Source organism: Spirosoma endbachense (assembly GCF_010233585.1).
GTDB classification, from domain to species: Bacteria; Bacteroidota; Bacteroidia; order Cytophagales; family Spirosomataceae; genus Spirosoma; species Spirosoma endbachense.
In genome coordinates this window covers 5,575,874-5,600,954 of the sequence record NZ_CP045997.1, presented here as the reverse complement: position 1 = coordinate 5,600,954, position 25,081 = coordinate 5,575,874, and the positions used below count along the sequence as shown (strand labels likewise).

At 49.2% G+C, this 25,081-nt stretch carries 19 protein-coding genes and 1 riboswitch; of the genes, 10 read left to right on the top strand and 9 right to left on the bottom strand.

From position 1 onward, the window contains the following. Nucleotides 1-242: 242 nt before the first annotated feature. Both GJR95_RS22610 and GJR95_RS22605 read right to left on the bottom strand, forming a co-directional pair. Nucleotides 243-1,532: a dipeptidase gene (locus tag GJR95_RS22610; RefSeq protein ID WP_162388018.1), complete on the bottom strand. Its 1,290-nt coding sequence runs from the start codon at nt 1,530-1,532 to the stop codon at nt 243-245. Between the two features lie 71 nt (nt 1,533-1,603). Beyond that, a complete protein-coding gene (locus GJR95_RS22605) occupies nt 1,604-2,305 on the bottom strand; it encodes a YceI family protein (protein WP_232540828.1) in 702 nt (233 codons plus the stop codon). A gap of 284 nt (nt 2,306-2,589) precedes the next feature. After that, nucleotides 2,590-2,689, bottom strand: a riboswitch (SAM riboswitch). Between the two features lie 355 nt (nt 2,690-3,044). On the opposite strand from GJR95_RS22605, the gene GJR95_RS22600 reads away from it, so the two are divergent. From GJR95_RS22600 to GJR95_RS22590, 3 genes are read left to right on the top strand one after another with little or no spacing between them, the layout of a single operon-like run. After that, entirely contained in the window at nt 3,045-6,044 is a 3,000-nt protein-coding gene (locus GJR95_RS22600) for a glycoside hydrolase family 3 N-terminal domain-containing protein (protein ID WP_162388017.1), read from the top strand. Then, on the top strand, nt 6,041-6,496 hold the full coding sequence (locus GJR95_RS22595; protein ID WP_162388016.1) for a DinB family protein: 456 nt from the start codon (nt 6,041-6,043) through the stop codon (nt 6,494-6,496). Before GJR95_RS22600 ends, GJR95_RS22595 begins: the two co-directional genes overlap by 4 nt. A gap of 32 nt (nt 6,497-6,528) precedes the next feature. Continuing rightward, nucleotides 6,529-7,146 carry a class I SAM-dependent methyltransferase gene (locus GJR95_RS22590; RefSeq protein WP_232540827.1) on the top strand — a complete coding sequence of 206 codons (618 nt, stop codon included), beginning with the start codon at nt 6,529-6,531 and terminating at the stop codon, nt 7,144-7,146. A 173-nt stretch (nt 7,147-7,319) separates the two neighbouring features. Here the strand turns inward: GJR95_RS22590 and GJR95_RS22585 are convergent, their stop codons facing one another. From GJR95_RS22585 to GJR95_RS22575, 3 genes are all read right to left on the bottom strand, one after another. Further along, nucleotides 7,320-7,628 (bottom strand): nucleotidyltransferase family protein, encoded by a 309-nt coding sequence (locus tag GJR95_RS22585; RefSeq protein WP_162388015.1) that lies wholly within the window; start codon nt 7,626-7,628, stop codon nt 7,320-7,322. Between the two features lie 228 nt (nt 7,629-7,856). Then, nucleotides 7,857-9,749, bottom strand: coding sequence for an amidophosphoribosyltransferase (locus GJR95_RS22580; protein WP_162388014.1), 1,893 nt, complete (start codon nt 9,747-9,749; stop codon nt 7,857-7,859). Between the two features lie 168 nt (nt 9,750-9,917). Next, a complete protein-coding gene (locus GJR95_RS22575) occupies nt 9,918-10,487 on the bottom strand; it encodes a hypothetical protein (protein WP_162388013.1) in 570 nt (189 codons plus the stop codon). A gap of 217 nt (nt 10,488-10,704) precedes the next feature. On the opposite strand from GJR95_RS22575, the gene lpdA reads away from it, so the two are divergent. Both lpdA and GJR95_RS22565 read left to right on the top strand, forming a co-directional pair. Next, nucleotides 10,705-12,105, top strand: a complete 1,401-nt coding sequence (gene lpdA, locus GJR95_RS22570; RefSeq protein ID WP_162388012.1) for a dihydrolipoyl dehydrogenase — start codon at nt 10,705-10,707, stop codon at nt 12,103-12,105. Between the two features lie 94 nt (nt 12,106-12,199). Next, on the top strand, nt 12,200-13,564 hold the full coding sequence (locus tag GJR95_RS22565; protein ID WP_174260218.1) for a M28 family peptidase: 1,365 nt from the start codon (nt 12,200-12,202) through the stop codon (nt 13,562-13,564). A 74-nt stretch (nt 13,565-13,638) separates the two neighbouring features. Here the strand turns inward: GJR95_RS22565 and GJR95_RS22560 are convergent, their stop codons facing one another. From GJR95_RS22560 to GJR95_RS22545, 4 genes are all read right to left on the bottom strand, one after another. Continuing rightward, nucleotides 13,639-14,787: a BamA/TamA family outer membrane protein gene (locus tag GJR95_RS22560; protein WP_162388011.1), complete on the bottom strand. Its 1,149-nt coding sequence runs from the start codon at nt 14,785-14,787 to the stop codon at nt 13,639-13,641. Nucleotides 14,788-14,961: 174 nt separating this feature from the next. Next, complete coding sequence (locus GJR95_RS22555; protein WP_162388010.1) at nt 14,962-16,647, bottom strand: hypothetical protein; 1,686 nt, start codon at nt 16,645-16,647, stop codon at nt 14,962-14,964. A 79-nt stretch (nt 16,648-16,726) separates the two neighbouring features. Continuing rightward, nucleotides 16,727-17,218 carry an NADH-quinone oxidoreductase subunit C gene (locus GJR95_RS22550; RefSeq protein WP_162391821.1) on the bottom strand — a complete coding sequence of 164 codons (492 nt, stop codon included), beginning with the start codon at nt 17,216-17,218 and terminating at the stop codon, nt 16,727-16,729. Between the two features lie 18 nt (nt 17,219-17,236). Then, complete coding sequence (locus GJR95_RS22545; RefSeq protein ID WP_162388009.1) at nt 17,237-19,186, bottom strand: M1 family metallopeptidase; 1,950 nt, start codon at nt 19,184-19,186, stop codon at nt 17,237-17,239. Nucleotides 19,187-19,385: 199 nt separating this feature from the next. On the opposite strand from GJR95_RS22545, the gene GJR95_RS22540 reads away from it, so the two are divergent. The 5 genes from GJR95_RS22540 to gpmI all read left to right on the top strand — a co-directional run bounded on the left by GJR95_RS22540 (nt 19,386) and on the right by gpmI (nt 25,025). After that, nucleotides 19,386-20,975 carry an N-acyl-D-amino-acid deacylase family protein gene (locus GJR95_RS22540; protein ID WP_162388008.1) on the top strand — a complete coding sequence of 530 codons (1,590 nt, stop codon included), beginning with the start codon at nt 19,386-19,388 and terminating at the stop codon, nt 20,973-20,975. A 171-nt stretch (nt 20,976-21,146) separates the two neighbouring features. Then, nucleotides 21,147-22,427, top strand: a complete 1,281-nt coding sequence (gene eno, locus GJR95_RS22535) for a phosphopyruvate hydratase (RefSeq protein ID WP_162388007.1) — start codon at nt 21,147-21,149, stop codon at nt 22,425-22,427. Between the two features lie 72 nt (nt 22,428-22,499). Next, complete coding sequence (locus GJR95_RS22530) at nt 22,500-22,811, top strand: FtsB family cell division protein (protein WP_162388006.1); 312 nt, start codon at nt 22,500-22,502, stop codon at nt 22,809-22,811. Nucleotides 22,812-22,876: 65 nt separating this feature from the next. Continuing rightward, nucleotides 22,877-23,395: a low molecular weight protein-tyrosine-phosphatase gene (locus GJR95_RS22525; RefSeq protein ID WP_162388005.1), complete on the top strand. Its 519-nt coding sequence runs from the start codon at nt 22,877-22,879 to the stop codon at nt 23,393-23,395. 58 nt (nt 23,396-23,453) lie between these two features. Then, nucleotides 23,454-25,025 (top strand): 2,3-bisphosphoglycerate-independent phosphoglycerate mutase, encoded by a 1,572-nt coding sequence (gene gpmI, locus GJR95_RS22520; protein ID WP_162388004.1) that lies wholly within the window; start codon nt 23,454-23,456, stop codon nt 25,023-25,025. The last annotated feature ends 56 nt before the right edge of the window (nt 25,026-25,081 follow it).

Here is a 25,081-nt window from a genome sequence, read left to right as displayed (position 1 = left end):
GCTGATTTCGCCGGTGTATAGGCGCAATCAGCTGTATGTATTGTCGGCCTTAGTAATACTGTTGTCAGTCCGACCCCCGATGGGAAGGGTCGGCTGACGCAGTGGGTACTACTCACCTATCATGTGCAAGACGTTAACGTTACTGGAACGGCTACCTCCTGCAATCTACTGTCTTCACCGATCGGTCGTTGATCAACGCGTGTTCAGATCGGTCAACGCTCCAGCTCGTACCAGGAAGCGTTTTATTGTTTAGCGGCCAGTTTCTGTTCTCGCTGCAATTCCTTTGCAGTGGCTTCTGCCTCACGGAATACGCGCAGAAAATTCCCACCCCAGAGTTTTCGAATCTCCTCCTCCGAATAACCACGTTTGAGCAATTCGCGGGTCACATTCGGCAACTCGCCAACGTGAGCATAGCCAGTCACCCCACCGCCATGATTGAAGTCCGAAGCCAGACCAACGTGATCGATGCCAATCAGGCGAACGGCATAATCAACCGCATCCAGATAATCAGCCAGGGTGGTGTATTTGTAGCCGCTACTCGAAAAATCGCGATAGGCCGCCTGAAATTTCTGGTAATCGGCTGCATTGAGTTTCGACTTGGCATCGTCGCCGGGTTGCAGGCCAAACGGTTCCCAAACGTTCTTTTTGTAGTTAGCTAACTGCTCTGTCGATGGATGCAAGTAGGCCGAAAAGGCGACAATACTCACCACACCTCCATTGGCTGCAATGGCTTTTAGCTCGTCATTATTGAGATTACGTGTGGCATCGACCCGCCCCCGCACTGCCGAATGGGAGGCAATAACGGGTGCGCGACTCAACTGAATTGTCTGAAAAACGCCCGCTGGCGTCAACTGCGAGACATCAATAATAGCACCGAGTCGATTCAGTTCCGAAACCGATTGTTTGCCCAACACCGACAATCCCCCCAGTTCGTGGGGTTTGTCGCCAAATCCCACCGATGGCCGTGATGAATCAGCCCAGTCGTTGTTACCGGCATGCGTCAGACCAAACACCCGCACGCCCTCCCCATAAAGCAATGGCAGTTGAGTCAGGTCTTTGCCGAGCGAGAAAGCATTCAGAAAGCTCAGTAAAATGGCATGTTTCCCTTTTGCCGGAATGCGTTCCAGATCGGCCGCCGTGTAGGCAAACTCCAGCCGATCGGGGTGCTGGCTCACAAACCGGCGTAAAGCGGCCAACTTCGTATCGATCTCCTTTCGGGCTTTGGCAATATTCTCCGGGGTCTTTTTGGCTGTACCGGCAAACAAGGCCACCGTCGCTACGTCCAGGTCGCCCCGCTCCAGTTTAGGCAGATCAAACTGGCCTTTCGTTTCTGTACCGGCATCATTACCGGCGGTATTAAAATCGGCCAGAATGTCCAGATGCGGATCGATGGTTAGGGCGTATTTATGCACCCGACGCACGACCGCATCGGTTAGAGAGTCTGATTTGACCGGAACTTGCTGTGCACTGGCCGTAAGCCCAAGGGCTAACGACCAGGCGAGTCCGGTGGTGAAAAACGGGGAAGGTTTCATAGTGAGGATTGATGAAATTTGATTTCTAGTTGTTGATGAAGTGGACACGTAACAATAACCCAATTATAGTCTTACCGACTCGCTACAGCATTCGACGGTATGGCTACCACCGTTACATCGAGTGTGAAGTCGTCGTAAATCGCTTTGTCGCCAATGGTTTCGAAGAAGCTCTTTGAGCCATAATTGATGCCGTATTTAGTCCGGTCAACTGTCAATTTGGCCGTTGCCGTCAGCTTGCCACTCTCTGTTTTGAGCTGAGCCGGAAATTTGATGTCGTGCGTAATGCCTTTGATGGTCAATTTCCCCTCTAGACTATATTTGCCGTCGCCTGTTGGCGTTACCGACGCAATTGCCAATCGAGCCGTCGGATACTTTTCAACCCCGAAAAAGTCGTCATTTTTCAGGTGTCCTACCAGCTTGGCATTTTTATCAGCATCGGTTAAATCACTCACGGTCAATGCCTTCAGATTAACCTCGAACGTACCACTTTTCAGCCTGTCTCCTGCCAGCAACAGCGAACCGCTACTGATTGGAGCCAGTCCCGTATGCTCACCGGTTACTTTTTTACCTGTCCAGACGAGTCGGCTTTGTTGGGTATCGACTTTATACGTGACTTCTTTCGCTTTTGGCGGAGTTGGATTTGCCACCGAAACCAGCGAGAGGGCCATCAGGCCAAACAGGAGTTGAATTGTCTTTTTCATATCGATCCGCCGAAGCGGTATTTTCAGGTATTTAGTTTTGGTTTTTTGATGAGCCGGTACATTGAGTGTCATGGCTCGTGGCGTGTATTCGGCAAGGTATGCAGGCGTATCTAGCTGGTATCGTTACTTGTGTTTTTCGTCATTTCCCTATAAAGATATTTATTCCATAGATTTAATAGAATAAAATTGAAAATAGCCTTCTTGCTGCTCATCAATAAATAGAATTTACTGACTAGAGCGAAGCCAGCCGAACAAAATGACTCAATGGCAACAAAAGCAGGATATTGGGCTCATGGAGCGGGCTGCTCCGGAAAAACGAGAAAAGCAGCGTTGGGCGTGCGTAATCATGGAATGTAAATTTATAGTTCCTAACGAAGTAGGCAGGTTAGCACTATCGCCAACTGGCAAGTTGCTAAGGGTTCAATGAGCCTGTCTCTCCCCCTTTCGGTATAAATCCACAGCTACTTTGCAGGTAGTAAGTGTAAGACGGTTCAAAGATAAATGACTCGTTTCCAGAAAAGCAAACTTCTCCTATAGATTTTGTTATTTTTTTAATTCTTCAATGAATAGATGCTTTCACTTTACGTAAACCTGAAATCAGAAGGCACCAAAACCGGCTATTCGTTGCCGGTGAATAAATCGTGTAGGTCGAACCGTTCGTTTGGCCCGCGCAATTTTGTTTACAGAAGCGATACAAATACAGATTTAAACCCTCCAGTAAATTAATCCAGCATATAGAGCAAGTTGTAAAGAGTGTGTTGTAGCGGAGCTTTTCGTATTTTTGACCCTTCACGACCCAATTTTTTCGCTCATGCCTTATTGTCGGCTCCTGATTATTACTTTCATCAACGTTATTTTTCTCACAAAGGCTTTTTCGCAGTCAACAACTCCTTCTTTCCTGCAACTGAATGCCAGTCAGAACCGCTGGGCCGACTCCGTCTTTGCAACGCTGACACCCGATGAACGCATCGGTCAGTTGATCATGGTTTCGGGCTACTCGAACCGAAAACCCACCTATGAAGATTCGCTCGTAAATCTGGTTAGAACCTATAAGCTTGGCGGAGTAGTCATGTTTCAGGGAGGGCCAATCCGGCAGGCAAAACTCACCAATCGGTTACAGGCACTTTCGACAGTCCCCCTTTTAATTGCGATGGACGCCGAGTGGGGGCTGGCCATGCGGTTGGATAGTACGGTTCGCTATCCCTACCAGATGACACTCGGAGCCATGCAGGGCAACGATTCGCTCATCTACACCATGGGCGCAAATCTGGCTAAACAGGCCCGCCGGTTAGGTGTTCATGTCAACTTTGCCCCTTCGGTCGATGTCAATAATAATCCCAATAACCCGGTTATTAACTTTCGATCTTTTGGCGAAGATAAATATGCGGTTGCACGTAAAGCCCTTGCCTATATGCGGGGCATGCAGGACAACCATCTGTTAACCAGCCTGAAGCACTTTCCGGGTCATGGCGATACAGGTACCGATTCGCACTATGATTTACCGCTGATCAATAAAAGCCGGGCGCAACTCGACTCGCTGGAGTTGTATCCGTTCAAACAGTTGATCAACGCCGGAGCCGCCGGTGTCATGATCGCTCACCTGAGCATCCCCTCCCTCGACACAACCCGTAACCGCCCCTCAACACTTTCACCCGCCATCGTCACCAACCTGCTCAAAAACGAACTGGGTTTTCAGGGATTGATTTTCTCAGACGCGATGAACATGAAGGGCGTCACGAAATATTTCCCATCCGGCCAGGCCGATGAGCTTGGTCTGGAAGCGGGTATGGATGTCCTGGAATTTACCGAAGATGTTCCGGCGGCTATGGCTCAGATTAAACAGGCTATAGCTACTGGTCGTATGACCCAGGAATCGCTGGACGCCCGCTGTCTGAAAGTACTACGCGCGAAGGCGTGGGTTGGTTTGAATCAATACAAACCCATTGTGCTCGATAATCTGGTCAATGACCTGAATCCGGTTAGCGATGACCTGCTCAACCGCAAACTCACTGAAGCAAGCCTGACGGTTCTGAAAAATACCAATAATCTGTTGCCCCTGCAACGGCTGGATACGTTACGGATTGCCTCAGTAGCCATTGAAAGCGATAAAGTCACGGCCTTTCAGAAAATGGCCGCCAACTACACACTGGTTGATCATTTCAATATTACCTCCAAAACACCCGATTCGACACTGGCTCAGGTTCGGGATTCGCTCAAAAATTATAATTTGATTCTGGTCGATGTGCATCTGAATAACATCCGGCCTGCGGTCAAGTATGGCCTCCAGTCAAAAACTGCGGGGTTGGTCAGTGAATTAGTGGCGACGGGCAAAGCCGTGGTTACAGTCTTTGGAAACGTCTATGCGCTCGACAAGCTGACCTTTCCGGCAGATACTGTTCTTGCTAGCCGCAACATCGAGCAGGCGCGGGCCATTGTGATGCCCTATCAATTGACTACCTACGCCGAAGAGCTCTCGGCCCAGTTGATTTTTGGCGCGATTGGCGCATCGGGCAAACTCCCCGTTACGGTTAACCAACGCTTCCGGGTGGGCGATGGACTGGCGATCAAACCGCTTGGCCGTCTGAAATACACGATCCCCGAAGAGGTTGGCATTGATAGCCGTTACCTGATGCAACAGGTTGATTCACTGGTAAATGTTGGGCTGGCCCAGAAAGCGTTTCCGGGCTGTGTGGTACAAATGGCCAAAGATGGCAAAGTCATCTTTCACAAAGCATATGGTACACACACATACGATGCATCGCTGGGTGCCGAGCCAAAGCCAACGCAGTTAGACGATCTGTTCGACATGGCCTCTGTAACGAAAGTAAGCACCTCAACGCCCGCTCTGATGAAGCTGGTCGATGAAGGGAAGTTCAACCTCGACGGTAAAATGGTCGATTACCTGCCCTGGCTCAAGAAATCGAATAAAGCCGATTTACGCTGGCGCGATGTACTGACTCATCAGGCCCGGTTGAAAGCCTGGATTGCTTTCTGGAAAGACACCAAAAATGAAGATGATTCCTGGAAACCCAAAACGTTCAAAGCTGAGCGCTCCGGTCGTTATCCCATTGAAGTGACTGATAGCCTGTTTGAATTCAAAAAATATCCCAAAACGATCTATCAGCAAATTAAAGACTCGCCACTGAACGAAAAGAAAGAGTATGTATACTCTGACCTATCGTTCATTCTGTATCCCCAGGTGGTGAAGCGAATCACGAAAACGAATTTCGAAGACTATCTCAAAACAAATTTCTATCGGCCATTGGGCGCTACAACGCTAACGTATCACCCCAGAAATTTCTACTCGCTCAATCGCATTGCGCCGACTGAGTATGACTCACTGTTTCGCAAAACACTGATCTGGGGGCGCGTTCATGACGAAGGAGCTGCCATGCTCGACGGCCTGTCGGGTCATGCGGGCTTATTCGGTACTGCAAATGACCTGATGAAATTAGTGGAGATGTATTTGCAGAAAGGGAATTACGCGGGCCAGCAATTTATTTCAACCAAAACGATGAATGAATTTACCCGTTATCAATTCCCTGAACTGGGCAACCGACGCGGACTTGGCTTCGATAAACCGTCGTTCAAATACTCTGGCAATGCGCCCCAATCGGCCACTAAGGACAGTTTTGGGCATTCGGGCTTTACGGGTACGTTCATTTGGGCCGAACCAGCCTACAATCTGGCCTACGTTTTCCTGTCGAACCGCGTCTACCCGACCCGCAACAATAATCGAATTAGCGAGTTGAATACGCGTACAAACGTGGTTGAAGCGTTATATCGAGCGGTTAAACGTGGCATTCAATGAAAAATTACCTGATCCACTTACTGAACTACGAGCTCTGGGCTAACCTACGTGTCATTGAAGCGATAGAAGGTATAGACAATCCACCAGCGCGGGCGCTTGCCGTCATGGGGCATATTTTATCCGCACAACAGGTCTGGTTTGGCCGTGTGACAAAAGAGACAACATTTGTTTCCATCTGGGAAGATATTCCGGTAAGCTGGATGGGTGAAACCGCCGAGCGCCAGCATCGCAAAATAGTCAGTTACATCAACGCCCTTGCCGAACCGGAGTTATTACAGTCTTTTGACTACGTTACGTCCAAAGAGCAACCATTTCAAAGCACCCTGATCGACATTGTGACGCACATGAGCCATCATGCGGCTTATCACCGGGGACAAGTGGTGCAACTCATACGGCCGATGTTGAAGGAAGCACCCATCACAGACTTCATTGTCTGGGTCAGGGAGAGCTAGCAAGCGCAAGAACGTTTTATAGCTAGCTCTAAATGGTGAAAACGCCCAAAGACATCGTACGGGATGGATATGATCGATTGGCCAGCGCTTACCGTAAACACTATCAATCGGATCACGAAACGAACTACCCGAATTGGTTAGCCAGCTTAGTTCCCCTCTTACCGCCGACTAGTAAAGTGCTGGAACTGGGGTGCGCCGATGGCCTACCAACGGCCCGTTATCTTAGCCAGCAATTCGATTATCTGGGCATTGATCTGTCGCCGGTACAAATTGAATTAGCCCGGCAGAACGTTCCGGCGGCTCAGTTTGCCGTAGCCGATATGACAGCACTCTCGTTTCCAGAACAGACGTTTAGTGGTATCGTGGCGCTCTATTCAATTATTCACATTCCGCTAACCGAACAGCCAGTTTTACTAAGGTCGTTATATAGGTGGCTTAAGCCCAATGGCTATTTACTCTGCACTGTTGGAGCGGGCGAATGGACGGGCACTGACGAAAACTGGATAGTACCCGGTGCATCAATGTATTGGAGCCATACGGATGCCAGCACTTATTTGTCCTGGTTTACAGCAATGGGCTTTACAGTTGTACACAGCGATTTTATTCCAGAAGGTAATTCAGGCCATACCTTGTTTTTGCTGAGAAAGTAAAATGCGAAGACTAGGTACAGTAACCTGCTAGTCGCTTATTTTTCAGTCAGGCCTTTCGCTTCGAGCCGTGCCACGGTTCCTGATGACGATTAATAAACAACGGTCCGCCGTGCGGTGGCACGGCTCGAAGCAAAAGTCCTGTTAGCGTTAATATTGGCTATTAGCTAAGCTCGTCACTCATAAATAGCCATTTTCGTTTGATCCAGTATTTTACTGAAATAAGGGTTTTTCACCGAGCGCTGTGTGACTAAATCGACAGGGCGCTTTAATATTGACTCCAGGGCATCAGCTATGGCAAAAAAGTTTTCTCCATAGCTGATAGGATCTAACAGCTCGTCAAAATCAATTAGCAAATCAATATCGCTGGTTTCAGTAAATTGCTCCGTGCAAACTGACCCAAATGCATACGCTCGCTTAACACCGTTTTCCTTTAAAATACGGGTCACAATTGATAATTTATCAGCCAGAATGGCATGTATCATCGTTGATTTATCTATCCAGACAACGCTGCCTGTAGAATACTACTATGCGTTGCACTCCTGACAACGTGGAAGAACCTGCAACCATCACCGACTACCGCATTCCTGCTCATATTCATGCCGACTTTTCTGCTACAGACTCCACTCCTCAACGCATTTATCAGGTTGTAATAATACAAAAAAAGAGACGCAAGTTGATTGCGTCTCTTCCAGTTACTTATCAGTTACAGGTTAGTAGGCCCGTACTAAACGGCCTTCCATGAAGTTTACAAATGCTTTGTTCACCACGTTGTTACCGCCGGGGGTTGGGTAATCGCCTGTAAAATACCAGTCGCCGGAGTGATTGGGGCAGGCCCGATGCAGATTCTCTACGGTTTGATAAACAACTGCTACTTCCGCGTTCAGATCAGCAGGTGTGACGATCTGGGCCACCTTCCGCGACAATTCTTCGTGGGTGAAGGGCTCAAAAATTGCCTTCACGTAATTCTGCTGCGACGAATTACCCGACTCAATGGCTGCTACGCTCTGTGCATACACTTCATCGACAATGTAGTCCTGTCCGCGTTCGCGGAGTAGTTCAAGAGCGGCCCGAAAACCGACAAACTCTTTGAATTTCGACATGTCGATACCATAGCAATCCGGGAAACGAATCTGTGGGGCCGACGACACAATGATGATCTTCTTGGGGCCAAGCCGATCGAGCATACGCAGGATACTTTTCTCCAGCGTCGTACCGCGAACGATAGAGTCGTCGACAACGACAACGTTATCTCTCCCCTTCTTAATTACTTCAAACGTAGTGTCGTACACATGCGACACCATGTCATCGCGTTGCGAATCTTCGGCAATGAAGGTTCGCATTTTCACGTCCTTGGAAACCAGTTTCTCAACCCTGGGCCGGAATGAAAGCACCCGATCCAGTTCTTCCTCGAACAGAATCCCCTCCATAATGGCTTTTTTGCGCTGTTTATAGAGGTACTCTTCCAGACCCTCAACCATACCAAAGAATGCCGTTTCGGCCGTATTCGGGATGTAGGAGAAGACTGTATTTTCGAGGTCGTAATCGATCTCTTTCAGAATCTGCGGAACGAGGAGCTTACCTAATGTTTTGCGCTCGTTGTAGATATCGGGATCGGTGGCGCGGGAGAAATAAATGCGTTCGAAACTGCAGGAACGCTTTTCGATCGGCTTCACAAACTGGAGTTCGTTGTATTCGCCGTATTTGTCGATGATGAGCGCGTGGCCTGGTTGCACTTCTTTAATTTCGCTGTATTCGGCGTTGAAAGCGGTTTTGATGGCGGGCTTTTCGGAAGCTACAACCACTACTTCATCGTCGGCATAATAATAAGCAGGGCGAATACCGGCTGGATCCCGGGCTACGAATGCGGCCCCAAAGCCGGTCATGCCCACCATTGCATATCCTCCGTCGAAATCGCGGCACGAGCGGTGCAGAACGCGCTGAAGATCAAGATTATCCTCGATAATGTCCGACAGGTCGGGGTTTTCGTAGATGCCTTTAAACCGGTCGAATACCCGCTGGTTTTCTTCATCCAGGAAGTGACCGATTTTTTCCATTACCGTAACGGTATCAACCTTATCCTTCGGATGCTGGCCAAGCGAAACGAGTTTATCAAACAGGGTTTCGACATTGGTCATGTTAAAATTCCCCGCCATGACCAGGTTCCGGCTCCGCCAGTTGCTTTGCCGAAGCATAGGATGGCAGTTTTCAATTTCGTTGGCTCCATGGGTGCCGTATCGGAGGTGCCCCATCCAGACTTCGCCCGTAAACGCGATATTTTCCTGGAGCCATTTGGCGTCTTTTGCTTTTTCCCGATTGCCTTTCAGGGCTTTGCGGAATTTCTTGTTAACCTTCTCAAAAATGTCAGTTACGGGTCGCTGGTCAACGGATCGGTAGCGGCTAATGTAGCGGTGACCGGGCGGTACGTCGATCTTGATGTTGGCAATACCGGCTCCATCCTGGCCCCGGTTGACCTGCTTTTCCATCAGCAGATACAGTTTGTTTGCGCCGTAGAGAGCCGTACCGTATTTATCGATGTAATACTGATACGGTTTGCGGAGTCGAATAAGGGCAATTCCGCACTCGTGTTTAATAGCGTCGCTCATAACAAGGACCGTTGTACCGGCAAAAATCGCCGAGGCAATTGAGTATTTGGTTGATGAAAAGGTAACGGACTACTGGCGGGTTTCGTTCGACAATAGACTTGAACAAATATAGAAAAAGATATAAGAAGGGGAGTGGACAAAGCCAATATCGACCAAAAGAATGTTTATTTACTGGACCTGACCTTCGACCAAAAACTCGTTTTTGTCGAAATAAGGCAGCTTTTGATAGCCGGATAATTTATAGTGCCGTACGCGCCATAACTGCCCGCCAGCCGGACCACTTTCGAGCAATAAATGTCGCTCCGACGAATACAAGGGGTTATCGGTCTGCAAAATGGCTTCGATTAGCCGGGGCTGATGTGTCACAGAATCCAGACGTACTTTTAACGATCGTACGGTCAGTCGTTCTTCCGAATTTTTCAGCGTGTACTGGTAGGTGAGCGAATCGGGCCGAACAATTTGATAGCTACTCCGGAGAGCTGGCTTATTTATATCGGCCTGCATAAATAGTTCAAGTTCTCGGCTCCAGTTAACATCATTCTTGTTCTCCTGGCTCTGCTTTTTATTGACAGCCACCGTTTTATGAACGAGTGGTTTTTTAGCCGATAGTTCGGCGATCTGATGCTTGACAAAGCCTAAAACGTCGTAATAAACAATAGGCTGATTTTGTTGAACAGAGTCGGTACAACTGCTGATCAGTAGGATCAACAACAGGCAACAAGAATAAACGAAACGCATAAATCTATACTAAACGGCACCGGATGGGGAGCACCTTATCGCATCATCAACACCTTTTTTTGCAAATCGGTTTGGGTAATCAAATTCTGAACCAAATTTGCAGTCATAATGCTTTACTTACGGACGCAGGATGGTAAACAGTTGGGACTAGATTGATCATTTTCAGATCCGGTACCTACTGTCTAACATCCGGTCTCCAGACATAACAATCATCTTCATGGAATACGATGTTATTATCATTGGTTCGGGGCCAGGCGGCTATACAGGTGCAATTCGTTGTGCTCAACTCGGACTCAAAACAGCCATTATCGAAAAATACCCCACGCTGGGTGGCACCTGTCTAAATGTCGGCTGCATTCCGTCGAAAGCGCTCCTCGACTCGTCGGAACACTTTTATAATGCAGCCCATACGTTTACCGAACATGGTATTAAGTTGTCGGATTTACAGGTCGATCTGGCACAAATGATTAAGCGCAAGCAGGAAGTTGTTGATGCGACGACCAAAGGCATCAACTTTCTGATGAAGAAAAATAAAATCGATGAAATTCATGGCGTTGGTTCGTTTGTTGATCCCCATACGGTGAAAATCGTTAAAGCCGATGGTTCAGAACAGGTCATCAAAGGCAAGAATATTATCATCGCTACGGGGTCGAAACCCATGTCGTTCCCATCGATGCCCATCGATAAAAAACGCGTCATTACGTCAACCGAAGCGCTGACCCTACAGGAAGTACCCAAGCACCTGATCGTGATTGGAGCAGGTGTGATCGGCGCTGAATTAGGATCGGTCTGGGCACGGCTTGGCGCCAAAGTGTCGTTCGTTGAGTTTGCCGACTCCATGATTCCGACAATGGATAAAACACTCGGCAAAGAACTCCAGAAAGTAGTCAAAAAACTCGGTGCTGATTTCTACTTCAGCCATAAAGTCACGAAAGTAGAAAATACGGGCGACGAAGTAGTTCTTAGCGTTGATACTCCCAAAGGCGAACAGATTACGCTTACTGGCGATTACTGCCTGGTTTCGGTTGGACGACGGCCCTACACGGATGGTCTGAATCTGGAAGCAGCTGGCCTGAAAGCTGACAATCGGGGTCGGGTAGAAGTAGACGACCACCTGCGCACGAGTGTTCCGCACATCTATGCACTAGGTGATGTGATACGCGGGGCTATGCTGGCCCATAAAGCCGAAGAGGAAGGTACATTCATTGCCGAAACCATTGTCGGTCAGAAACCCCACATCCATTATCGTTTGATTCCCGGCGTAGTTTATACCTGGCCCGAAGTAGCTTCCGTTGGCTATACGGAGGAAGAAGTAAAACAGGAAGGCATTCCTTATAAAGTGGGTTCATTCCCGTTCAAAGCGTTGGGCCGCGCGCGGGCCAGTATGGATATCGACGGTCTGGTAAAAGTGCTTGCACACAAAGAAACCGACGAAATCCTGGGCGTTCACATGATTGGTGCCCGGGCCGCCGATATGATTGCTGAAGCCGTTACGGCCATGGAATTCCGGGCCTCAGCCGAGGATGTATCCCGGATGTCGCACGCCCACCCGACCTACACGGAAGCGTTTAAAGAAGCCTGCCTTGCCGCTACCGACAACCGGGCCATTAATATGTAATGCGTTAAAGCGAACGAAGGAAACACGCCCGGTTGCTGGAAAGCGGCCGGGCTTTTCTGTATATTGCTCCCTTAACCAATACAACCGCCCAATCATGAAAAAATTGTTTACAGCTCTTTTGAGCCTGTCTGTTGCCTGTGCCCATGCCCAGAACGCAGACTCGGTCACCATTCGAAAGATTTACAACGAAGCGCTGGCCAATGGCAAATCCTACGAATGGCTGCGCCATCTGACCAAGCAGGTTGGGCCACGACTGAGTGGTTCGGAGGGTGCGCAAAAAGCCGTTGACTGGACCAAACAGGTCATGGAACAGCAAGGGTTCGATCGCGTCTTTTTGCAGGATGTCATGGTGCCGCATTGGGTGCGGGGTGCCAAAGAAGAAGCCTTCATCCATAACGGCAAACAGAAAGTCACGGTCCCGATTGCGGCTCTGGGCGGATCAGTAGCGACCGCGCCCAAAGGGGTTGAAGCGGGTGTTATTGAAGTCAAAAGTTTCCCGGAACTACGGGCCATGAGCCCCGATAAGGTCAAAGGGAAAATTGTGTTTTTCAATCGCCCGATGGACCCAACCAAGATCAACACCTTTGAAGCCTATGGCGGAGCTGTCGAGCAACGGGCCAATGGTGCCACCGAAGCGGCCAAACTCGGAGCCGTGGGTGCCATTGTCCGCTCGATGACGAATGTTCACGATGACTACCCGCACGTTGGCGGTATGCGCTACGCAACGGGCGTTCCGCTGATTCCGACTGCGGCTATCAGCACAAACGGAGCTGACCTATTGAGTAAATCGCTGGCAGAGAATCCAAACCTTACCTTTTATTTCAAACAAAACTGCGAATCATTGCCCGATGCAAAATCGTATAACGTAGTTGGCGAAATCAAAGGCAGCGAAAAACCGGACGAAATTATTGTGGTTGGCGGCCACCTCGACTCATGGGATCTGGCCGAAGGAGCCCACGACGATGGAGCAGGCTGTGTTCAGTCAATTGAGGTACTTCGGATTCTGAAAACACTGGGTATCAAGCCAAAGCGCACCATTCGAGCCGTGATGTTCATGAACGAAGAAAACGGCTTGCGGGGTGGTGTCCAATATGCAGATCTGGCGAAGAAAAACAACGAAAAACATATTGCTGCTGTCGAATCCGACAATGGCGGCTTTACACCACGCGGCTTTGGCATCGTTGGAACGCCAGCGCAACGGGAAAAAGTAACGCCCTGGAAACCGCTGTTAGCGCCCTATGGCCTGACAGACATTGGCGCTGGTGGTGGTGGTGCCGATATTGGCCCACTGGCTCAACTAGGAACGGTATTGTTCGGATTTAAACCCGATTCGCAGCGTTATTTCGATTACCACCACACCATGGTCGATCGCTTTGAAACCGTCAGTCAGCGTGAACTTGAACTGGGAGCCGCGTCAATGGCTTCATTAATCTATTTACTGGATCAATACGGCTTGTAATCGAATGGTTCAAGTTTAATGTCCCACAAACCACCTTCTCAAAGTTTCTGTACTTTCGGGAAGGTGGCTGTCTTTTAAAAAGCTTCCCCCGTAAGGATATAAAATCCTAGCCCTTCGCGGGTGACGCCAACGTCGGCTCGCAGATACACGTCTTTCTTTTTGAACAATAAGTAGCGAACTCCACCACCACCCGTAGGCAACAATTTATCAAGCTGAATCTGTCCCGGCGATGCTCCTACCGTACCCACAGCCGCAAATACCGCGGCTCCGAACCGTCGACTAAATGGAAACGGCAACCAGCGATACTCAAGCTGTGTTGCCATGTACATTTTATCCCGATAGCGCCCCGGATAGTATCCTCGCATGATAATCTCACTTCCCAGTAGTGCCATCTGGTTAAAGGGTACGTTACCGCTGGTCAGGGCACCATAGGCCTGCCAGGCCAATACCTGTCCGGGTCGAACGGTTCGAAAGAGTCGAACATCCACGGATAGGTTCGAAAACGACAGCGAGCTTCCCCGCGATCTTCCGTAATTCAGGTAGGCAAGCTCAGCGAAAATACCCCGTCGTGCATTCAGTGCATTAGGTCGGCTATCATAAACAAACCCCGCCCCCAGCCCAAGATTAGTGGTTCCATTATTTCCCAGCGGCAACTCACGCGTGATCGTCTCCGACTGCTTAAATTCGACCCGGCTTAACTGCTGATAATCGACTTCAATACCACCAAACAGATTTGGTGCAATCCGGCGCATGGCTCGCTCCCGAAGCTGAATCGACATGGCATCAATCGTTGCCGGATGGTCGGGTTTGGTATCGGGGCCAATGCCGTAGTAGAGCAACGGAAACCGCTGAAGTCGTCCTCGTCCCAGAAAAAACCAGCGATCATGGTCGCCATAGATGGTATGATCGATATTCAGTCCGTATTGCCCGCGCAGTGTAACAAAACTAAACGCCTGAATTTCGCTGAGACGGTTATGCGTTACGTCGTTATTAGCATGATAGAGGTACAGCGCCGAAACCCCGAACTCAAAACTGGTTTCGGGTGCATAACTAAACGTCGGATAGAAGGATACGTGGGGGTTTGCCGCCGAAGTTGTATCATTAAAAAACCGGTTATACGCCCGTTGGATTATATTTTGGGCCACTGATGGCTGAATTAGTCCTATCAGGAACCCAGTGGTAAGTAGTAAGCCTGATTTGATTTTATTCTGTGATCTGCTCATAGAACTGCGCCTTGTTGAATTCCTGCAAGGCTTTGGTCTGATCAACCAATTACAGGAGTCTTACTCGAAGATCGCTCCAATAGTTTTGAATTATTAAAATATCATTAAAAAAATGGTCACTTAGACATCTCTTTTACGGAGGGCTGTCTCGAGGCTCCCGTCGAAAACCATGTTTTATAAATTTTTATTAATTGCCTTTCGTGCTTCATCAAATGCACCAGGCAATGGCGCGTTTCGTTTGTCGATTTTGCCGACCCGATTAATGATGGTTACCGACAGCTCACCCTCCGCACGCATCCGTTCAACGGCATCGAAAAGCTGTGAATCGGTCAGCAACAGGTGATCACCCGAAAGATTATAGCGGGTAGCCATCTCCGGCCATAACGACTTATCGTTTCCCGACATGGGCAAATAAACCAGCGCAAAATCTCGGGAGCTATACGAACTTCGCAAACGCTGGGCATCGAGTGCGGCCTGCCGACCGGCTTCATCGGAAGGGGATGTTAGCAGCAGGTAAATAACTTTACCCCGGTTGGCATTGATGACCTGATCAAGTAACGACGAGCCGTTGCCCAGATCGTCGCGCGTTACAAACACACCCGGCGAAATCTCAAGGCTGCTTGCCTTACGCCCGGCATCTCGTAATGTTTTCATGGCTGACCGAATGCGGGTACTGTCTTTCACTTCCAATCGATACAATTCGTCGAGCGATCGTTCCAGATCGGGTTCGTTTACCTGCGGCCGGGCGTAGTCATAAAGCAAACGGGCGTAGTCGAGTGTCAGACCGGGCAGTGAAGTAGCCAGCCAGTAGGCCGCCAGGTAATCTACGGACGAACTATCATACAGCCGAATACTGCGCTGAATCAGCGTTTCGTAATTCACCAGGCGCTGTAATGTATCAGGATTACGCTTAACCAGCCCATCGAAAAACTTAAGATCTGATGCACGGGCCGAGTTATTTAGGGCATAGTCGTTTAATCGAAGCCGTTCTTCAGCCGTCAGGTTTTTACCGTAACGTTCCAGCAAAATCGACAAAGCCCGTACCGTAAGTCCGTTTGAGCGGCCGTTGCTGACCTGGGCCGAAATGCGTTGCGTCACATAACTGGCGAAGCGATTCATGGCCGATGCACGGGCAGCGGTCAATACCTGATCGTGGGCCGGCCGGAGCGAATCGGTTAATACTTTACCTAATTCTTCGTTTTCATAAGTGGCCTTATCGTACATAAATGCAGCCGCATTGTAGCGATCCGTAAAGCCAACCCATCGATTCAGGAGAGGGAATGTTTTCTCTTTGGCCGCAAAGGCCAGAAATGGCATATGATAGGCGCTCGAAATAATCCGGTATGCGTTTTCATCGCCCATTCCATTAACCCTGGCCGACAGTTTTTGGCCATCCGGCTTATTGGCATACGTCGCTTCAAAGGCTTTATAACGGGCAAATTGCTGGTTTACCTGTGCATTAACGCCCCCAAACCGAAACGGCACCGCCACCGTGAATAACGAATCGGCATCCAGTTCAATACTTAAGGCACCTGCCGAAGCCAGGAAAGCCGTTGAGATACGCCCATAGGTAAAATACATTTCTTCCTGCGTGTAGATGAGGGGCATCGACACCCGAAACGTACCATCTACATTCAACGGTGCCGGACGAACCAGTTCCCGGCTGGCCTGCAAAATATTATTTCGGCTGACCAGCACCGTCGGGGATTCCCGATACAAGCGTGCCGATAGATTTCGGATTCGACCCGTCACGATAACCGAGTCTACAGACTGGCGATCCGTTTGGGCATGGGATAGACCTGGAAGTAAATAACAGGCAGTAAACAGCAGGCTAATCAGGAGCCGAAAAGGGTTTTCCATTGCTTCAAGAGGAACAAGATAAAGCAATAACTAACTGAACCCTCAAAATGTCAACTTTCGGCAAAAAAATGCCAGAGGCTTACTTCGTTTTTATGCCGTGATATTGCTCTTCTTCCTGATAATCGGTGCGCAATGGATACCCAACCCAATCGGTTGGCAACAAAATCCGGCGCAGATCAGGATGGCCTTCAAAATGAATACCGACCAGATCGAATGCTTCGCGCTCATGCCAATCGGCAGTACGCCAGATGTGCGCCACACTCGGTACAGATGGCAACTGGCTACCAGCCGTCTTTCGCGATACCACCACTTTCAGCATCAGATTATGCTCGTAGGGAATTGATGTGAGGTTGTAAATAACTTCCATCGTATCAGCCTCTAAACCGTTGTCGATAGCCGTAACGCAGGCCAGCAGGTCAAAAAATAACCGGTCGTCATCGCGCAGGGATTGGCAGAGTTCAACCAGCTGACTGGCTGGAACAACAAGGTACGGTTGCAGATTTTGCGTATTGGCTTGTAGATCCAGGCCAAACCGGGCAGTTAATGTATTGGTTATTTCGGAGAAGGTCATCATCTAAAAATCGCAGAATTAGGCCAGCCAGGCCAGCCATTGCATCCAATTTTCAATCCAGAACAAAAACTTAGTGGCAAATTTAGCCGCCGGAGCCGATGATGGTTCAAGTGTAAGGCTATTATTGTTCAGGTCGGTATCCATGTAGATTTTCTGCTTCGGATCTACTTTTGCCCACAAAACCCTGGCTTTTTCGGTGAGTGTAAACTGCCGCTGACGCGCTTTACCATCCCAGAACAACATGAGCTCTTTCCCATTGGCAAAATGAACCAGCACGTCCACAGGCATTTTTCCATCGCCGTTACGCTGAACCGTTATAATGGCCTGTTGCTGACCATTACGCTTCCGGTTTTTGAGCGAGCTCAGTTCATAGTCGACAACATTGTCGCCATATAATGCCTGATCGAAAAACCAGTTCATATCGGCCCCGTATTTGGTACCAAGCCGCTTCGTCACGATTTCGTTCACAATCGCAATGAAGTTATCGGCATCAGGGTGTTTAAATTTCCAGCGAATAAAATACGTCTGCATGATCTCGTCCATCACCGGCAGGCCAACCAGACCTTCCAGTGTTTTCAGCCAGGTTGCAGTTTTGGAATAAGTCAGAACACCGTATTGCCCCTCTGGAAGTTGCCACGTATTACCGAACGACGAGCCAATGGCCGGGTTATCCTGATGCACATAACTCGACCGTGAACTTTCCATATCGCCCATTTTAAAGCCCAGCAAATCGAACTGCGAGGACCGGACTCCATACGTTGCGTCCATAATCCGACCCTCGTAGTACTGATTAAACCCTTCATCCAGCCAGGCTTCTTCAAACTCGTTGGACGCTATGAGCTGCATAAAATACTGATGACCAAATTCATGAATAGTCACCTCTTCCGGGAATCGGGCTCCGGCAGGCAGAAACCAGGCCGAGCCAGCCGTTATGAATGTTGGGTATTCCATGCCAAATGACCCACTGGCATGCAAGGGTGGATCAACGATCGTTAAATTGGGAAACGGATATTTCCCCAGATGCTTATCAAAATAAGCCAGAGCCGCCTTAGCAGCCGTGAAATGCCGCTCAGCCTGGTGTCGATGCTCCGGCTGCATCACCAGTTCAAGCTTTACCTCCCCGCCAGAGGGTCGTTTCCAGGTATCATTCACCACCTGAAAATGAGGAGAAGCCGTCCACGCGAAATCGACTACATCTTCGGCGTGGTAGTGAATCTTTTTGGTGCCATTTGAGAATAATTTTTCGGACTGATAGAGCCCCGTAGCGCTAACCCAATATTCTTTTGGGGTTGTAATGTTTACGTCATAAACTCCATAATCGGCGTAGAACTCCGAATGAGCATGAAACTGGTGACAGTTCCATTGGCCTTTTGTGGCATAACGCGTTCCGGCAGGTTCATACACACCGATTTTAGGAAACCACTGCCCAACCAGAAAAAAGTCGCGGCTGAAGCCCGTACGGGCAAAAATTTTAGGGAGCTTGGCCCGAAACTTTATGTCAAGCGTAATCGTCTCGCCCGGACCAACGGGTTTCGATAAGGGTACTCGAATAACCGTGTGATCGTCCGTATTTTGGTCATCAGGCTGGACGAATTTATAGGCCAGCGGTTCCCCTTTGGTTTTCATCGATAAAACCTCAATGGAACCATACGGGTCTTCTTTCGAACTAAGATCAATTTCGGTTCCCCGCAACTGCCCGCCCGATTCGCGCATAAACGTTGACTGATCATTGCGAAAGGCATTCAGGTACAGGTGAAACTGCAATTCCCGAATAACATCGTTGGATGCGTTGCGCCACGTTAAGGTTTCCTGCCCATCGAGTTTTTTCGTGATTGGGTCCAGTTTCACGTCAATCTGATAATTAGCCAGACGCGGACTAAGGGGTGTCGGGAAAATGGTCTTTGCTGGCTGAGCAAACCCATTCAGTACAGCACCACATAGAGCTAGAGAAGTCAGGAAGTGTTTCATCAGGCAAATGGAAAGGATTGGCGAACAGGCAAGATCGACGGTTACTGTTACTGATTCGATTTGATCTAGTCAAATATAATGCTTAATCGATCCCATCAATCAATCGGCTCTGGGTAGCCATCCGTACGATTTGGTTCTCCCCTAAAAAACGCCCATATTGATTAGTGAATCAACCTCTTTGAACTAGTTCATCCAAACTATGAAGCACTGTTTTCTCACAATCATTCTATCAATCCTCGTTTCGTTTTTCGCCAATGCACAACCCTACGATCTCCTTATCAAAAACGGTCGTGTCATCGACGGTACGGGCAATCCGTGGATACATGCCGATGTAGCCGTCCAGAATGGCCGTATTGTGCGGATCGGCACCATACCATCAACCGATGCCAAACGAACAATCGACGCCAGTGGGCTGATCGTTGCGCCTGGCTTTATTGACGTTCATACCCATGTGGAAGGTAGTTTAGAAGCGCAGCCCGGCGCTCCCAATTTCGTTTACGATGGCGTTACAACCATAATTACGGGAAATTGTGGCGGCTCCAGTACAAACCTTCGCACGTATTTCGACACCCTGCGGATGCAGGGCATTTCGGTGAATGTAGGGTCATTGATCGGCCACAATACGGTCCGCATGAAAGTAATGAAAATGGCCTTCCGCGAACCGACCGCCCGCGAACAGGCCGACATGGAAGCACTGGTCGAGCAGGCCATGAAAGATGGGGCGGTTGGCTTATCAACCGGGCTGATCTATACGCCCGGCACCTATGCCCGTACACCCGAGGTTGTCAACCTGGCAAAAATGGCTTCTCGTTATGGCGGTGTTTATGCTTCACACATCCGCAATGAAGGGCAGAATGTGAAGCAAGCCGTAGAAGAAGCGATCCAGATTAGCCGCGAAGCTCACATTCCCGTCGAAATTTCTCATTTTAAAGTAGCCAGCAAACCGCTCTGGGGCAATAGTACCGAAACGGTAGCTATGGTTGAAGCAGCCCGGCGCGAAGGCTTGGATGTGACGGTCGATCAGTACCCTTACACGGCTTCGAGTACGTCGCTGGAAAGCATCATACCGTCGTGGGCGCTAGCCGATGGCGATTCAGCCGTATTGATGCGCTTTCGTGATTCAGCCAGCCGAACCAAAATTCGGAACGAAATGCTGGAGAGTCTCAGGAAAAATCTGCGCAAGAATTATGAATATGCGGTCGTAGCAAATTATAAACCCGACACAACGTTCAACGGTCTAAGCATCAATCAGATTAACCAGAAGCTAGGGCGCAAAAATTCCGCTGAAACCGAAGCCGATCTTGTGATGGATTTGATGGAAAAGGCCAACCTGAAACGGATTCAGATGGTATATCATACAATGTCGGAGACTGACGTCGAAACTATTCTTCGGTATCCGAACACCATGATAGCGTCGGATGCGGGAGTCGCTAAATTAGGATCAGGCATGCCACATCCGCGTGCTTATGGTACAAATGCCCGCGTTTTAGGCCGTTATGTTCGCGAGCGTCATATTATCCCGCTCGAAGAAGCAATCCGGCGAATGACGTCACTGCCAGCCCAGCGTTTCCGATTAACCGACCGTGGACTCATTCGCCCCGGCTATGCAGCTGACCTTGTTCTGTTCGATGAAAAAACCGTTTCTGACCGGGCCACCTACGACCAGCCCCATGCCTACACAACTGGCATTTCGTGGGTGCTGGTTAATGGAACGCCTGTTATTGAGAACAATAAACAGACAAATCAGCGACCCGGTCAGCTCCTTATGGGGCCTGGCTATGTAAAATGATAGAGGATATAGGTAGTTCTGCCAGACTGTATCATACATCCTCCATCATACATAAAAAGTTTTGCCTTGTATTTCGTTACTTTGCTGCCGGTTCGCCAATCGGCCTAACGACTTGGTAGTCATGGCTGAAAAAATTGGCTTTTTCGTTGTTAACCCTTCTTATTTTCTGCGATGAGTACCATTCAAAGCATTCATGCCCGACAAATTCTGGATTCGCGAGGCAACCCGACCGTTGAGGTAGACGTTCGGACAGAAAACGGATATCTGGGTCGTGCGGCCGTTCCATCGGGCGCATCCACTGGCTCCCATGAAGCTGTCGAACTCCGCGACGACGATTCAAAAATATACGTCGGTAAAGGTGTCCTGAAAGCCGTCTCGAACGTAAATGACCTTATTTTCCCCGAACTGGTTGGAATTTCGGTCTACGAGCAAAGCATGATTGATAAAATTATGCTCGAATTAGACGGTACGTCAAACAAGGGCCGTTTGGGTGCCAACGCCATTCTTGGCGTGTCTCTGGCCGTGGCAAAAGCAGCCGCTCAGGAAGCAGGTCTGCCCCTGTATCGGTACGTTGGTGGGGTTAATGCCAATACGTTGCCTGTGCCTATGATGAACATCCTCAATGGCGGCTCTCATGCCGATAACTCCATCGATTTCCAGGAGTTCATGGTTATGCCCGCCAATGCACCAAGCTTCTCGGAAGCCCTGCGTTGGGGTACCGAAATCTTCCATACGCTCAAAAAAGTGCTGAAAAGCATGGGACTGGCGACCAATGTGGGCGACGAAGGTGGATTCGCTCCGAACATCAAATCGAACGAAGAGGCTATCCAGACGATTCTGCAAGCCATCGAGAAAGCAGGCTATCGCCCAGGCGAAGACGTTTGGATTGCTATGGATGCGGCTTCTTCCGAATTCTACAATGCAGCAGAAGGCGTCTATCATTTCAAAAAATCGACCGGCGATAAACTGACTTCGTCCGAAATGGCGGGTTACTGGAAAGACTGGGTTAGCAAATACCCGATTCTGTCGATCGAAGATGGCATGGCCGAAGACGACTGGTCAGGCTGGAAAGCACATACCGACGAGTTGAAAGGCACTCCAACTCAACTGGTTGGCGATGACCTGTTCGTTACGAACGTAACACGCCTGCAGGAAGGTATCGACAAGGGTATAGCCAACGCCATTCTGGTGAAAGTAAACCAGATCGGTTCGCTGACCGAAACAATCGATACGGTAAATCTGGCGAAGCGCAACGCGTACAAAAACATCATGTCGCACCGTTCCGGCGAAACCGAAGATGCAACGATTGCTGACCTCGCGGTGGCGCTGAATACGGGCCAGATTAAAACGGGTTCGGCTTCACGTTCTGACCGGATGGCTAAGTACAATCAACTGCTTCGTATTGAAGAGGAATTGGGCGAAACAGCGTACTTCCCAGGACTTAAATTTTAAGCAGGGAGCAAGGGGCACGGAGCCGGGTAGTCAGTAACTTCCCGGCTCTGCGCCTTGCCTCTACCCTATGCTATGCTAAATCGTCTCCTCCATTATCTGCGCAATTTTTATGTTGCTTCTGGCTTAGGACTGCTGGCATGGATGACGTTTTTTGATGCGAATGACCTCCCGATGCAAATTCGGAACTGGTGGAAATTGCGCGAACTGGAAGGAGAAGCTACATTCTACCAGACCCAAATCCAGAAAGTCCAAACCGAACGTCGCGAAGTGCTGGGCAATGACCGGCTTCGGGAAAAGTATGCACGGGAAAAATACCTGATGAAAAAGCCTACCGAAGATATTTTCGTCATCGTTGACGAGAAAAATGAACCGATTGAAAAATAATGCTGAACGCTAACTAATGTTTCTGTAGCGGTGAAACATCAGTTAGCGTTCAGCATTCATCATTTATGATAAACGTTCTCTTCGTTTGTTATGGTAACATTTGCCGGTCGCCAGTGGCAGAGGGCGTATTCCGGACGTTGGTCGAAGAACAGGAATTAAGCAAACTTATTCAATGTGATTCGGCTGGCACTGCGTCTTTTCATATTGGTCAGCTCTCTGATCGTCGAACACGGGAAAACGCACTTGAACATGGTCTGACACTCACCCATCGCGCCCGGCGTATAACTGGCGACGATCTGGCCCTGTTCAACTATTTCGTGGCGATGGATGAGACTAATCTGGAAGCCATTGAGAAGTTAAACTACCGCAGTACAGGACTATATTCCAACGACACTATTTTTCTGTTACGTGAATTTGACCCCGACGTCAATGACGAACCGAATGTTCCAGACCCCTATTACGAAGGACCTGAAGTTTTCGAAGAAGTCTATCAAATCACGCTACGCTGCTGTCGCCAACTGCTTACGTACTTAATTCAACAGCATAATCTTAGTGAACGAAAGGGTGAATTAGCGAATGAGTGAGCTATAAAGCGTCCACTTCTTACTAATTCACCCTTTCGCTCAATCATTCATTGAACTTATGAACAAAAAAGTCATTCTCATCATCCTCGACGGTTGGGGCATCCCGCTCAAACCCGAAGTATCGGCCATTGAATCGGCCAGTACGCCTTTCATGAACTCGCTGTATCCGAAGTACCCGAACAGTACACTGGAAGCATCAGGACTGGCGGTTGGTTTGCCAGCCGGACAGATGGGCAATTCGGAAGTAGGTCACATGAACCTGGGAGCTGGGCGTATCGTTTATCAGGATCTTGTTAAGGTTAATAAAGCCGTTGATGAACATACCCTTGATCATGAGCCAGTACTGGTTGATGCATTGACCTATGCCAAAACACAGGGGAAGAAAGTCCATTTTATCGGGCTGGTTTCAGACGGTGGTGTTCATGCGCACATCGACCACATAAAAGGCCTTCTTTCCATCGCTCAAGCCCACGGCTTGACGGATGTGTTCGTCCATGCCTTTACGGATGGCCGCGATACGGACCCTAAAGGTGGCGTTGGCTATCTGACCGATTTGCAGGCGCATATGGCGACCTCAACAGGACAGATTGCGAGTGTGATTGGCCGCTATTATGCGATGGATCGCGACAATCGCTGGGAACGCGTTAAAATTGCTTATGATGCCATGGTTCACGGCACGGGTCTGCTTACCAACGATGCCATCGGTGCGTTACAGGCTTCCTACGATGCTGGCGTTACGGACGAATTCGTGAAACCGATCATTGTCGCTAAAGCCGACGGTTCGCCGGTAGCCGTTATTGAAGATGGCGATGTGGTATTATGCTTCAACTTTCGCACCGACCGTGGCCGCGAAATCACCCAAGCCCTTACTCAAAAAGACTTCCCCGAACAGGGCATGAAGAAATTGGCACTGGATTATATCACCATGACGAATTACGACAGCGAATTTGTGGGCGTAAAAGTCATTTTTGATAAAGACAATCTGGAAAAAACACTGGGTGAAGTGATCGCCGATGCAGGCCGGAAACAGATCCGAATTGCCGAGACGGAAAAATACCCGCATGTAACGTTCTTCTTTTCGGGAGGTCGCGAGGAGCCTTTTGCTGGCGAAAAGCGTCTACTCTGTCCATCCCCCAAAGAGATGGTTATCTACGACGAACAAGGCGCACCGACCACAATACCGGTAAAAACCTACGACCAGAAGCCCGAAATGGCTGCTTTCGACATCCGCGATGCCATCATTCCGGAGTTGCTGAGCGAAGAGCCGGACTTTATTTGTCTCAACTTTGCCAATACGGATATGGTTGGTCATACGGGCGTTTTTGAAGCTGTCGTTAAGGCCGCCGAAACGGCCGATGCCTGCGCAAAAGCCGTTACAGAAGCTGCGCTGGAACATGGTTATGCTACGATCATCATCGCTGACCACGGCAATGCGGAGTACATGCGTAACGACGACGGTACGCCTAACACAGCGCATACGACCAATCTTGTGCCCTGCATCCTGGTTGATAAAGACTATCACCCAGCGCTAAACAATGGCAAACTCGCTGATATTGCCCCAACCATCCTGCAACTCATGGGTATTCCCCAACCGCCAGAAATGACGGGCGTGAGTTTGATTAAGGAGTAATCTTCACTGCACAAAAAGCCCTGCCAGGTATCCTGGCAGGGCTTTTTTATACTTTT